Annotated in this window: 8 protein-coding genes and 4 pseudogenes; 5 read left to right on the top strand and 7 right to left on the bottom strand. The window is 59.6% G+C overall.

The window, feature by feature from the left end; genetic code table 11:
• Nucleotides 1-1,355: 1,355 nt before the first annotated feature.
• From QA640_RS37780 to QA640_RS48435, 3 genes and pseudogenes are all read right to left on the bottom strand, one after another.
• A complete protein-coding gene (locus tag QA640_RS37780) occupies nt 1,356-2,525 on the bottom strand; it encodes an IS110 family transposase (protein ID WP_283037780.1) in 1,170 nt (389 codons plus the stop codon).
• A 205-nt stretch (nt 2,526-2,730) separates the two neighbouring features.
• Nucleotides 2,731-4,135 (bottom strand): annotated as a pseudogene (locus QA640_RS37775) (ISNCY family transposase).
• A gap of 1 nt (nt 4,136) precedes the next feature.
• Nucleotides 4,137-4,484, bottom strand: a complete 348-nt coding sequence (locus QA640_RS48435; protein ID WP_349253664.1) for a DUF6788 family protein — start codon at nt 4,482-4,484, stop codon at nt 4,137-4,139.
• 404 nt (nt 4,485-4,888) lie between these two features.
• On the opposite strand from QA640_RS48435, the gene QA640_RS37765 reads away from it, so the two are divergent.
• The 3 genes and pseudogenes from QA640_RS37765 to QA640_RS37755 all read left to right on the top strand — a co-directional run bounded on the left by QA640_RS37765 (nt 4,889) and on the right by QA640_RS37755 (nt 6,753).
• Entirely contained in the window at nt 4,889-5,410 is a 522-nt protein-coding gene (locus tag QA640_RS37765; protein WP_283043011.1) for a hypothetical protein, read from the top strand.
• Nucleotides 5,374-5,651 (top strand): annotated as a pseudogene (locus QA640_RS37760) (ATP-binding protein); the annotation flags it as partial. The gene QA640_RS37765 and the pseudogene QA640_RS37760, both read left to right, overlap by 37 nt.
• 81 nt (nt 5,652-5,732) lie before the next feature.
• Nucleotides 5,733-6,753 (top strand): annotated as a pseudogene (locus tag QA640_RS37755) (IS110 family transposase).
• Between the two features lie 332 nt (nt 6,754-7,085).
• Here the strand turns inward: QA640_RS37755 and QA640_RS37750 are convergent.
• The 4 genes and pseudogenes from QA640_RS37750 to QA640_RS37735 form a co-directional block, all read right to left on the bottom strand.
• Nucleotides 7,086-7,361: a hypothetical protein gene (locus tag QA640_RS37750; RefSeq protein ID WP_283037779.1), complete on the bottom strand. Its 276-nt coding sequence runs from the start codon at nt 7,359-7,361 to the stop codon at nt 7,086-7,088.
• Nucleotides 7,362-7,490: 129 nt separating this feature from the next.
• Nucleotides 7,491-7,832 carry an IS66 family insertion sequence element accessory protein TnpB gene (gene tnpB / locus QA640_RS37745; protein WP_283037778.1) on the bottom strand — a complete coding sequence of 114 codons (342 nt, stop codon included), beginning with the start codon at nt 7,830-7,832 and terminating at the stop codon, nt 7,491-7,493.
• An 834-nt stretch (nt 7,833-8,666) separates the two neighbouring features.
• A pseudogene (locus tag QA640_RS37740) lies at nt 8,667-10,097 on the bottom strand (IS701 family transposase).
• Between the two features lie 1,015 nt (nt 10,098-11,112).
• Nucleotides 11,113-11,289, bottom strand: a complete 177-nt coding sequence (locus QA640_RS37735) for a hypothetical protein (protein ID WP_283037777.1) — start codon at nt 11,287-11,289, stop codon at nt 11,113-11,115.
• A gap of 145 nt (nt 11,290-11,434) precedes the next feature.
• Between QA640_RS37735 and QA640_RS37730 the strand changes: the two genes are divergently transcribed.
• Both QA640_RS37730 and tnpB (QA640_RS37725) read left to right on the top strand, forming a co-directional pair.
• Nucleotides 11,435-11,935: a hypothetical protein gene (locus QA640_RS37730; protein ID WP_283037776.1), complete on the top strand. Its 501-nt coding sequence runs from the start codon at nt 11,435-11,437 to the stop codon at nt 11,933-11,935.
• Nucleotides 11,932-12,285, top strand: a complete 354-nt coding sequence (gene tnpB / locus QA640_RS37725) for an IS66 family insertion sequence element accessory protein TnpB (protein WP_283037775.1) — start codon at nt 11,932-11,934, stop codon at nt 12,283-12,285. Before QA640_RS37730 ends, tnpB (QA640_RS37725) begins: the two co-directional genes overlap by 4 nt.
• Nucleotides 12,286-12,353: the final 68 nt, after the last annotated feature.

Genomic DNA, 12,353 nt, shown 5'->3' with positions numbered 1-12,353 from the left:
CTGCGAATTCGTAAAGATCCGCGAGTGTGGCTTAGGAGGGTCGCGTCAGAAAGCTGGTAATCCTCCCTGTTAAAGCTTTGTGCGCATCAGGGCGGGTCTGCTTTTCCCGATGCGATCGAGCCTCGAGCGAGCTAGGGCTTCGCAGGTCAATTGCCCTATCCGGCGTATAGTGTCCAGCGTCTTAAAATCCTTCAAGCTATCCTCGCTCGACGCCGATGCATACTAAGAGCAGCGATACGCGGGATAGCTGCAAATGTCAGCCCGAAAGCGTGGAAATGCTGCAGGGACTCTGGGACCGTATTCTATTGCTGACGGCGCGGGATTACGGAGGCCCGTTCGGGGTCCGCAGCGAGACCGCACCGAGCTGGGTTCGGAGCGGCGGCTGCCGGCTGAGCTGCAAAACGCTGAAAATGGATCTTCGCAGTTGGTGCCTATTTCATACTCTGCACTGATGGCGACCGGCAGCATCCGCAGGGAGAGAAAGCCTACAGAAGATCGCGAGAAGCGCGGCATGTTCCATGCCCTCAAGCTCGGGCCTGGCCCCACGTGGGTGACGGCGTGCGAGCTCAGCCACTCCTGAAGTTCGATCAAGGCCCCTGTCGTCGTGGCAAAGCTGCGCGTTTCATCCACCGCCGGCTCGCTCACGCAACGCACACGCGCCATCACCATGTCTTTGTGCACATCCAACCCTGCACAGCGCGGATACAGTATTTCCATGAATCTCCCTCCATAACCGTCTGGCGGCGGGAGAGACCCCTGTCGTCGAAATCTATTAACCGTGCTCCGGGGCCTTGGCCCATGGCAACAATTCGCGGTGCTCGCAGGGCCTCGGAGGCCTTGCCGTGTCAAGAAGTTTTTTTCGCGATCAACATTTTCTTCTCTTCTTACGTTTCAAGAGCGGGCTCGTGCGAGCGCGGTTCTGCATTGATGGGCACGGCAGGCCCCTTTGCTTGGCCGCGCTGAGCGGTCAACCCTCGGAGCCCGGAGGGTCGCGCCGGAAGGCGCGAGGGGTTGACGGCGAAAGCGCGCGCCGAGCTACGATTGGCGTCCCCGGCCATTACGCTGCAAACGTAGCTGCGTTTCTGTTGATCCTTTCCTCCGTTTTGACGTTCCGATGACGTTTGTTCAATTGACCCAAGGCGGAGCCCTTTCGCTATGCGGCGCTCACCGCATCAACTTATATCCGGTCGGGACGAACCCGTACCAAGGTCCCTCATGCAACAGTGCGAGGGCACAGGGCTCCAAGGAGGATGGGACCATTCTACTTTGCGGCGTATTGCAGCCAGGCTAGGCAACCGGTCACACACCGCCTTGGAATCGGTAATGTTCCTTTCGTCCTCTTTCAGCTCATCTAGTCACACCTTCAGAGCGGCGCCTTCAGGCACCAGACCTGTCTCGAGATAGCGCCAGAGCGCAATCAGCAGCTTGCGTGCGACGGCGACAATCGTAATCCGCCGGATGCGGCCCTTGAGTTTGCCAACACGATCGCGGAACCAGATACTCAAGGGGCTGTCAGGCTGATGCCGCAACCACAGCCAGGCGAGCTCAATCATGACCGTGCGAGCCTTGGCGTTGCCAGCCTTGCTGATCCCCTGATCACGGCACGTCGCACCGCTCTGGAAATGCGCTGGCGTCAGACCGACATAGCTCGCCAATTGTTTGCGATTGTCAAATGAGCGGTAGAACACTTCGCCGACAAGTGTGTTCGCAAATTCGGGGCCGATGCACTTAATTATGGCCAGATCCTGGATCTTCTTTGCGCTCGTATGCTCCGCCTCAGTCTTGGCCGATGCAATGGCATCGCGCTCCGCCTCGATCGTTTTGATCATTCCGATGACAAGCTCCAACCGCTGCAGTTCGCGCTGGATTTCCGCCATGAGCCGCGGCGGCAACGATCGACCATCAGCGGTGCGCAACCTTTCCAGCTGCTGCATCCGATCGCGGCGCAGCGGTTGGTACTCATAGGTGCCATGGATCGCGAGCAGTCCCTTGATCCGGTTGACATGTTGGATACGTTCGTTAATCAACCGACCACGCTCACGATGGAGCCGACGGTCGTCCTCTTCGGCGACACTTGGCACGCGCACAACGCTCCAAACCTTCGGCTCACCCCGCAGATACGCCATCAGTGATCGGAGCAATCGCTCGACATCGACGTGGTCAGTCTTCGCGCGACGCGCTCGACGATCAACCTGCAGACTTGCCGGATCGATGACGTGGTTGCGGATGTCATGTGCTTGGAGCAGACGGTGGAGCCAGAAGCCGTCGTAGCCAGCTTCGTAGCAAGAAACGATTTCCACGCGCTGCTTTGTTTCTCTGGCAACTCGCGTCCGGATTCGCTCACACAGATCCAACAGCTCCTTCCCATCGCAGGGCTTCAACGTGTGGCGACTGACCTTGTCCGACAAGGGCGTGTTGACGGCAACAATCCAACTTTTCTTGCTTAATTCGATTGCAAGAAGACAGCGTACGGCGTCATCATGGGTTGCGGCGGGCGGCAGGTTGTTCACTGTCCGGGCTTCCATCAGCGTCTCTCCTATGCACACCTGGTGGGAAGGTAGAAACCGAAGCGGTAACACAACCCTCCTGTCCGTCGCGCCTGCATAGGATCTACTTTCCGGCGCAAAATTAGCGATTTCGGGATTGTGGCCGATGAGGTGCGCAAAGCAAGACCCGCCGGGACTGCCGGCAGGGGATATTTGAGAGCCTGATTGGTTGAGGAGCCGGCGCTTAGGACGCTGCCCGCTTTTCCATGGCACGGCCGACGTTGATGATGTTGTCGGCGATCACGCCGAGCCCGACCCAACGCTTCATTCCGGCGTCGCCCTTGTATCGGCAGCGGTTGAGACCGTGCCGCCGCTTGGAGACGCTGATGCGTCCCTCGCAGCCGGTCCGCCACTTCTGGCCATTGCGGAACCAGGGTTTCCTTTGCTCACGCTTGCGCTCGGGACTCTTGGTCGAGCGGTTGGGAATGCAGACGCGTTTTACGCCCTGGGCCTTCGCTGCTGCCTCGTTCTTGGCGGAGTAGAATGCGGCATCCGCTGCCACCATGTGCGGCGGACGCCCCAGCATTGCTCGATGCGTCTCGATGGCGGCAATCAGCAGGTCCGAATCGTTCGGACGCCGATCATAGACCTCGTAATCAATCACGATCTGGTCCTCGGCCTCCTGCAACTTCACCATCTTGCCGAACTCGTTCGGCTTGCCGGCCTTGCCCTTGCGAATGATCTCCGTCGATGGCTCGAACACGCTGAGGAGCTTGCCTTCGGCGTGTGTGTCGCCACGGAAGATACGCGCTCTCGTCTGCTTCATCACTTGCTTGACCAGCGGCACCATCGCGTCGAGCTCTTGGCGCAGGCCTTCGAGCACCAATTGCTGCGGAACGCCCCTCGCGCGCTTCGTTCCTCCAACAATTTCTTTGGAGAACCGCTTCGCCTGTCCAACCACTCGACTTGTCGCATTGAGTAGCTGGCCATAGGCTCGATTGAGCCTTTCTCGGCTCTGCTTGGCTCTGGAACGCGCCGCCCGGGCGATGTCCAGGACCCGCAGCTTCACGCTGCGTCCGCGGTCGCACAGCTTGGCGCCAGTCTCTCCGGCGACCTTGCCGATCCTTTTCATGGTGCGGATCAGAACCCGCACGCCGTCGCCCAACAAGCTGGAATCCGTCGGATAGTGCACGTTGGTCTCCACCACGGTGGTGTCCACGCGCATTCTGCGCCCCGCCGCCAACCCGTTGGCCTGAGCCAGCTTCACAAGCCTTTGGTGAATCTGCTTGACCACTTCGGGCCCCACCGCCACCCCCCAACGTCCCATCTTCTTTGCATCAGGTGTCTTGCCGGCGCCGACGCGCGTGAAGTCGCGGTACACAATTGGCGCACACTTCGCGCTCGAGCACTTGGTAGCTCCAGTTGCGGATGTGCTTGAGGATCAGTAGCCGCAACACCACCTCGGCTGAGGCACCGCGCCGGCCGCGGCTGCGGCTCTTGGCATGTCGTCTGGCCAGAGCCTCATACATGGCTGCGACGATGTCCTCATCCGCGAGCAGCGCGTCGGCATGTTTCATCCAGTCTTCGCGAAGATCGCTCACTTCCTCGGCGATCAGCCCGTCGCCGAAGCTGAGCTGCGCCCGCCGCATCTCAATCATGCCGCTTCCTCCGCCTCTTCGATGCGGCCTGGTCCGGACGCAGCAGATCATGATTGAGCTCGCAAACGGTCTCGATCGCCTCCTTCAGGTCCTGATAATTGCTCAGCCAGCGGCGCACCTCGGCAACCCGCTCGCGCCGCACGCTGAACTGGCGCGTACGTCCTCCCGGGTAGGTCACCGTCAAGACAAACACCTGATGCCCTTCGCCACGCGCGCATTTCGGGCATCCTTTGGGCGGATGGTGCGTTCCAGCAGCGAGCCGCGCAGCAACTCGCCGGTGATTGGCAACTTGCCGACCAGCTTCTGGCGCGCTCGGAGGGTCCGCTCTCGAATCATTCATAAGAATGAATCAATGGGTCAACCCAAATCCGTCCGATCTTGCAGTTTTCCGCAAACCAGCCGATTCTATCCAAATGCCAACGCCGTCGAATTTTGCGCCGGAAAGTAGCTAGTGTCGCGAGTCACAAGTTCGCAATCATAGATTCGCAATAGATTCGCGTCGCTGTGCCAAGGATGGAGGCAAACAGCGACGGAGTCTCCAATGGCTATCCAGCAACTTGCTTCCCTGATACTGAGCGATGATGAGCGTGCCGAACTGACGTCGCCGATGCGGCGGAAGACAGCGCAGGCGCTGGCTCTGAGAGCCCGGATTGTGCTGACCTGTGCGAAGGTGGCCAGAACACGGAAGTGCCGGCCAGGCTGGGGCTAGACCGGCAGACGATAGGCAAGTGGCGGCGGCGTTTTATGGAGCAGCGCATAGCCGGGCTGCACGACGAGCCGCGCTCCGGCGGGCGCACGATTGACGATGCCCGCATCGAAGCCGTGATCGTGAGGACGTTGGAGAGTTGCCCTGAGAACGCCACTCATTGGAGCTCCCGCGCCATGGCGAAGACCAGCGGCCTATCGGTATCGACGGTACAACGCATCTGGTGGGCTTTCGGGCTCCGGCCGCACCGGATGGAGACGTTCAAGCTCTCGACCGATCCGAACTTCGGGGCCAAAGTGTGCGATGTCGTGGGCCTCTATGTCTCACCGCCGGAGCACGCCATCGTTTTGTGTGTGGATGAGAAGTCCCAAATCCAGCGTTGGACCGCAGCCAGCCGATGCTGCCGATGCGTCCCGGCCAGGCGGCCCGAAGGAGCCATGACTACAAAAGGCATGGCACCACATCGCTGTTCGCCGCCCTCGATATTGCGACCGGGCGGGTCATCAGCAAGTGCTACGGGCGCCACCGCACCCCGCGTGGCCCCGACCGCAGCCTGCTGACGATGCTGGTCGAATGCCAATGGATCGACGACCACGCCAACCTTTTGATCTGCGAGCCGTCCGGCGTCGGCAAGAGCTGGCTCGCCTCGGCGCTCGGCAACAAGGCCTGCCACGACAATCGTTCCGTGCTCTATCAGTGCGTCCCGCGGCTGTTCACCGATCTCGCTCTGGCGCGCGGCGACGGCCGCCACCCCCCCCTCGGCTGCGTGCGCTCGGCCGCGTCGATCTTCTCATTCTTGATGGTGTGGACGGCCTCACCTCAACGGCATCATAGTGCCAAGCGTGGCCGCCAGGGCGCCACAAAGAAGGGAAACCGTCCGCGATGAAGTTTGTCAGAATAGGCGTTGATCTCGCCAAGAACTATTTTCAGGTTCACGCGCTATCTAGCGAGAATGCACCAGCCGTAAAGCGCAAGCTGACGCGCCGGACAATGCGCGAGTTTTTCTCGAAGATCGAGCCGTGCCGCGTTGGCATGGAAGCTTGCGGCTCAGCGCGCTACTGGGCGCGCGAATTGAAGGCCATGGGGCATGATGTGTCACTGATGCCGCCGGCCTGCACAAAGCCCTATGTCAAGCGGGGTAAGAACGATGCCGTCGATGCGGAGGCCATCTGTGAAGCGTCTCGCGCATCCCATGCGTTTTGTGCCGATCAAGAGCGCTGATCAGCAAGCGACCCTGATGCTGCACAAGACGCGCGAGCTGCTCGTCAAACAGCGAACGATGAGCGTGAACGCTCTACGCGGCCAACTAGCCGAATTCGGTCTTGTCGTCGCCAAGGGCACCGGCCGCGTCAACGAGCTTTTAGGCCACGCAGAAGGCGACACGACTCTTCGGGGCGCCGCTGTCATGGCTGCAAGGGTTCTCGGTCAGCAAATTGATGCGCTCGGAAGCGCGCTCGATGATTTAGAGAAGGAGATCGCCAAGGCCCACGCGCGAAGCGAGACGAGCCGTTCGCTCGGAGAAATTCCCGGCATTGGCAAGCTTGTTGCCTCGGTAATTGCAGCCAGTGTACCGGACCCAAGCGTATTCAATTCGGGGCGGAAATTTGCTGCCTGGCTCGGGCTGACGCCCAGGAAAAGTTCGAGTGGGGGTAAACCGACTCTCGGAAGCATCACCAAGGCGGATAATCGATATATAAGGAAGCTACTGGTTCTCGGAGCAACATCGCTTCTAAACGTTGTGGAAAAACGCCGCGGCGGTTTGCGCGACTGAATTGTCGGGCTCTTGGCGAAAAAGCCGGCGCGGCTTGTGACCGTCGCTCTTGCCAACAAGTTGGTTCGGATCATCTGGGCAATGATGAGAACCGGAGAATGCTTCCGCACCGAGATGTTCGCCAAACCCTGAGCGTCAGTTTCGGCCAGCCGCATCCAAATCAAAGAGTTCTAAGCTTGGAGGCATGATGAAGACAACGGTCGCCACCGAAAACCAGGAAAACCCGACCAGTCGCGTGAGCTCTAAAGCTCGCATCCTTGATGTGACCCCTTGGTTGTCGGACTTCATCAGGGCCAGCGGAGATATGATCCGCGCTAAAGGCCGGATTATACGATCGCAGCCGTCCAAGTCGTTCGAAGTGCCAAATTGTGCTTGCCATCAGAGGCCGTCCGTCACGACCTCCTGGAGATCCTCGAGGACCGCTGCCGTTGATCAATGGCACGCGCTAATCGGCGCCGATGACTTCATGATGCCTCCTTCTTCGAACGCTTGGTGCGTCGTACATGGTTGCGAAGCTGAGTAATCTGTTTGTCTGAGAGCTCGATCTGCCATGGCTGGCCCTTGGCCAACTGATGACCCGTCAGCAATCCGCGCGCGAGATAATCGAAGATTGTTTGCGGGGTTGCTCCAACCTCAGCCGCTGCCCCCTGAATCGAGAAGCTCCCGTCGGGCCAGCGCATCGGTTTCTTCTCCATGCCGTTGATTTTGACGGTGAAAATGCCCCAGCGGGTGCGTAACACCCAGACGTTTTCGCCTTTGAAGACGCAGCCTCGGGCCGCGACGAAGCCTTCTTGAACCCATCCAGATCCAGCAGAGCCGCGGCAAAGGCACGCAGCTCGGCTGGATCGCTCGGCAGCTCATCAGGCAAATCACTCATTGGCCCGATTCTGCCATGCTTCGCGCCCCGATGCAGCGAAGATTTTATTTCCTAAGCAAGTGCTTTCGGCTGCGGGATTCGAGGCGCGTGCATGCGTGTCCAATCCATGCCGGCCAGAACCGCGGACAACTGCGCGGTGTTCATCCGCATGATACCCGCCACAAAGGGAGGCCATTTGAAAGCCGCTGCCATCGAACCGCTTCCAATACATCACAAGGCCGCTGCCATCCCAGACGACAATCTTCACCCGGTCGGCGCGCTTTGCACGGAAGACTACCGTCACGTCCTTCATCGGGTCGTGGCCTAGTGTCTCCTTCGCCAAGCGCCAAGCCATCCGCGCACTTCCTGAAGCCCACAGGCTGCTTCGCAATGTAAATCGTGAGGCAAGCGGGTGGCGTCAGCATGAATGTGACCGTCGGAGTGCCATGAACACATCATTTAGCACCGCAAGGCCAGGCGTCCCGCGTATCTCTACCCGTGCACCCAGGAGCTCCGTGATAGCGGATTCCGGCGATCCGGAGGGCTCCTCGGCCGCCGGTACCGACGATTCCGACACCACCGATAGTGTATCCGCCGAAGCTGGCGGCACCAATTGACCTAAACGCGCCCGGCGCCGCCAGTCGTGCACCTGCTGTGGCCGGCAGCCGTGGTGGCGTGCGATATCTGTTACAACCGCACCCGACCGAAGGCTTTCCGCAACAATCTGCGCCTTCAAATCATCCCGCCAGTCCTTTCGACCTACGCGCATACACTTCGATACGCGGCGACAACGGTCGTCTTGTGTCGTCGGAATGGTCGTCCATTATGAGCACCCTTGCTGAAGATGACTCTTCTAACGATGCTCCCAAGACTGCGCACAAATAATCTGAACGGCCTCGGCGCTGCGCTTACGATCAGGTTCTCCATGGCGTGCGATGATCGGCATCGGTGTCTCAGCTGCAGCAATGGCTGGGCTGAAGGCCATTGTCACCTCGTTTCCAAGGGACCGCGTCGCCCTGGTTGGGCTACATGATGATAGTCGGTGCCACTATATTCAGTGACTGCAACAACGCCAACCCAGTGGCTGTTAGAATATACGGCGTGGGCTGTCTGAACTATTACCTCTTGCGACCTCCGCTTCGGCCTTCGTAGCGGTTCCTGAGGCCGGGCGACCACAGGCGACCTAGTCTTACTGCGTCACAAAAGAAGACGCTGTTTGATCGGGCGAATGCAACAGGGACAGCGTGAGAGGTTGCGGACGATGGCAACGAGCAGTCTTCGCCGCATCGTCGCAATCGAGTTCGGGATGTGACGTTCGGGTCGCAGCAGCGGAGCCTCTGGGTCGGTAACCGTTGGAAACCGCAAGTCTCTTGAACGGCCTGGTGGAACGAGATCCCGAGGGGGGAATCGTCTCCCTCTCGGAGACCGGGAATCCGTAGGCTGCGATGCACAGCGTAGCGTGGTGGTGGAAGCCACGCCAACCTCGCCCTTCGAAATGCCCGAGCCCGACCTCTTGTTTGAGATCCTGATAATCGCGCTCGATGCGCCAGCGCAGCTTGGTTAGATCGACTAGCCTTCCAAAAGTGATCGTTTCCGGCAACGTTGAAAGCCAGTATTTGGTCGGCTCGTCCTCACCTTCTGGCCATTCGATCAAAAGCCATTCTTCCGGTCGGCTTTCGGTGAGTTGGTAATCTCGATGCGCGACGCAAACGCGCGCGCGAGCGAAACGCGACGATAGCCGCTCGGCCGCGCCCTCTCGCCACTTGATCGTGCGCCAGACCCGCTTAGGAAGGCAAAGAGCAAGCTCCTTGACCGAAATCGGTTGATGCTTGTGGTCGCGGCGCAGCAGCTTTGGTGGTCCGCCCTTTGCCCGACCATTTTTTCGGCGGTAGCGGCGCCGTGTCGGATGTCCACACCGTGGTGTTTGGCAAGATACCAGCCACATAGGTCAACGCCAACGCGCTGATGCTGGTCCGCAGGTCCGTGTTGCAGCCATATCCGGCATCCATCAGCGCCACGCCGAGAGGAAGCCCGGCTCTGCAGGCTGCTTCGATCTGTTCAAGCGCGATCTCTGGCTTGGTCTTAAAGCTGATCTCCTTGGGCACGCCCGCTTTGCGCCGACGTTTCTTATCTGCCGCCCATTCCTGCGGCAGATAGAGACGATACATCGCCGGCAGACTGGCGTGGTGATTGGCAAGCGACAGGGATACCGCGACTTGGCAGTTATCCTGCTTGCCGAGCTGCCCGCAATATTGACGCGCCATACCGACCGAGTGCGCTCCCTTTTTGGGAAAACCGGTGTCATCGATGATCCACGCTTCGATCGGTCCATGGCGCTCTATCGCCGGCAGTACCATCTCACCCACTTTGGCCAAAACACCCTCGTCAGACCAAGGCGATTGGCCGACGAAGTGCAGCAGCGACTGATGCTGCGCCGCCGTCCGATCAGGTGCCGTTACCGCTGCCACAGGCTCAACGCTTTTACGCCCCCCGGTATGATTAAGCCGATGCAATAATCAAACAACGGCTGGGCCCGGTCCGCATGTCCGATCACACTCACAAGTTTCTCGACAAAAGCCGAAAATCGCGATTCACTGCCGCCTGATGTCCGGAGATCCATATCAGCCCCCGTTGCCGATGCCTGAATCTCAACCGGTAACTGATTCTCACAGGATCTCGCCCGCGATCTTTTGAATCAGACACTTTTCTGACTCAGTAGTACTAGCAAGCTGCCTTAAAACTAAGTGCGATCTACACAGATCGGCGCTTCTGGCAGACAGCACGCTTTCAGCAAGCCGCATTGGGTCGGCTTGGTCATTGCAAGCCTTGAGGGCAGCACCTTGGCTGACGAATGTCGAAGGGCTCACTCCTCGATCACGCAGCTATCATCGTGGCATTAGGAAGCAGCGCCGGGGTGTTGCTACTCGGTACGTTGGCTGATCGTCTACGCAGACGTGGGATAGGGTCGGAAATTCTGCTCGCGACAGTGACAGTGTTGTTTGTAGGGCTGAACTTGCATTGATCCTGCGCCTGACGTTGCCATCGCGATTGCCGTGGCTCGTCATCTCGATTGTCGTCGCAGCGACAGTCCTCAGTTGTGCAATCCTTGCGGAATATTTCCCAAGCGAGCTCACCGGCAGCAAATGCCGGCTTGTACGTTCTTCACTTCGGCTGGTGTTTCATCGTCCAATCCGGGGCCGGACTCATCTTGACCAATGGTCCGTTCAGGATGGTCAGGACCACTGTCTACCAGCTTGCGTTCGCATCCGCCAGTTGGGCTACAGATTCTGGCGCTCGGCCGGTTTATAATCCCATAGCTTGAACTTTTGGGCAGTTCTTCCTCCGCGATCCCGAAACTAAATAGAGACCCGCTTGAGGTATCCGCGATGTCAGCAGAAGCTGGTGTACTCGAGCCTTAACACGAGAAATGGTAGCGCGAGCCGTATCGGCTAATTCCACTCCCTCGCCTACGCCAACCTACGATCGCCGCGCGTTGCAGGGGGTTGGCGCGCCACAAGCGTTCGACGGGCATTCCCTCTGCCGTGGTCCCGCCTCCGCCACTGCATGATGATAAGAAGGGCATCATCAGGCTATCTGCAACTTGCCTGGCGATCGCCCACATTAACCCGAAGAGTTCACGTGCGATCGCAGTGCAGACCACCGTCGAAATGCACACGGTCAAACTGGTCGGCGATCCGCAGTATGACGCGGGGCATGCCGGTTGCCGTAGCATCGAGCTCACCGAACAAGTGAACATCTCCCCGGGCCGCTTCCGGAATCGCGACGGCGTCTCTCAGCTTGGTAACATCCATTCCGACAGATGCTTACCTATTATCTGCCAAGGCTCGTCCTCCGATAAGGAATAGTTCGGATCGCCCGAGCACCTCTGGACGCGCAGTGTAGGACGAGCACCTCACTGGCAGCGGCGGAGATAAATCTTGCGCTGGAGCAGCTAATATGGGCACTTCCTACAAGACGCAATTGCGTCCGGCCCTGAATCGGATCGATACCTATGTGGTCCCGTGGTTGCGTCGCAAGTTCAAGCGACTGGGTCACCTGACCAAAGGCGCAAAAGATTGGTGTGACCGGCAATGCCATGCCAACACACGCTCTTTACGCTATGCCATGGCAACGGCCGAGCATCGGGAGCCGTGTGCCTCGTCGTCGCCGAAAGTCTGCTGCTCGGCGCAGGTGGCGGAGGTGGCGGGCAAGCACGGGGCGACGCGCTTGCAAATTTACGATTGGCGACGACGCTTCCGACAGCGCGGCGAATTGCCGTCGTGCGAGGCTCCGCAGCCGCCGTTCGCGCCGCTGGTCGTGGAGGGGCCGTTAGAGGAGCGTCACGTTCTTGCAGTCAAGCTCGAGATTGCGATTGGCGACGTCGTCGTGCGGACGGACGCGGCGATAGATGGGGAGCAGCTATCTCGAGTGATCCGTGCGGTGCGGGCGTCACGATGATTGTCCCCGGCGCCGAGCTGAAGATTTACATCGCGACGCGGCCCGTCGACTTCCGCTGTGGGCACGATGGGCTTGCTGCAAAGGTGCAGGAGACGCTTGGTCTCGATCCGTTCAGCGGTGCAGCCTTTGTGTTCCGGTCGAAACGGGCGGACCGGATCAAGATTTTGGTGTGGGATCGAACGGGCCTGGTGCTGGTGCACAAACGCCTCGAGGGTTGCAAGTCCGTGTCGCCAAAGATTGCGAACGGCGTGATGCGGATATCGCCGGCGATGTTGGCCGCGCTGTTCGAGGGCCTGGATTGGCGGTTGGTCCGCCCGGAGGAAGCGCGGCGTCCACAGGTCGCTGCATAAGTGCGGCAGAATGACTCTGTACCGAGTTGGCCATGGCGCCGGCGGCGCAGATGTGCTCGACATGGCGC

Source organism: Bradyrhizobium sp. CB82 (genome assembly GCF_029714405.1).
Classification (GTDB): Bacteria; Pseudomonadota; Alphaproteobacteria; order Rhizobiales; family Xanthobacteraceae; genus Bradyrhizobium.
This window is presented reverse-complemented; position numbering and strand designations above follow the sequence as displayed.

What these genes read in the sequence shown, in the direction of transcription:
- QA640_RS48435 (WP_349253664.1), bottom strand. Translation starts at nt 4,484, where the DNA reads ATGAATGATTCGAGAGCGGACCCTCCGAGCGCGCCAGAAGCTGGTCGG.
- QA640_RS37735 (WP_283037777.1), bottom strand. Translation starts at nt 11,289, where the DNA reads ATGGATGTTACCAAGCTGAGAGACGCCGTCGCGATTCCGGAAGCGGCC.
- QA640_RS37780 (WP_283037780.1), bottom strand. Translation starts at nt 2,525, where the DNA reads ATGGAAGCCCGGACAGTGAACAACCTGCCGCCCGCCGCAACCCATGAT.
- QA640_RS37730 (WP_283037776.1), top strand. Translation starts at nt 11,435, where the DNA reads ATGGGCACTTCCTACAAGACGCAATTGCGTCCGGCCCTGAATCGGATC.
- tnpB (WP_283037778.1), bottom strand. Translation starts at nt 7,832, where the DNA reads ATGGCTTGGCGCTTGGCGAAGGAGACACTAGGCCACGACCCGATGAAG.
- QA640_RS37765 (WP_283043011.1), top strand. Translation starts at nt 4,889, where the DNA reads ATGGAGCAGCGCATAGCCGGGCTGCACGACGAGCCGCGCTCCGGCGGG.
- tnpB (WP_283037775.1), top strand. Translation starts at nt 11,932, where the DNA reads ATGATTGTCCCCGGCGCCGAGCTGAAGATTTACATCGCGACGCGGCCC.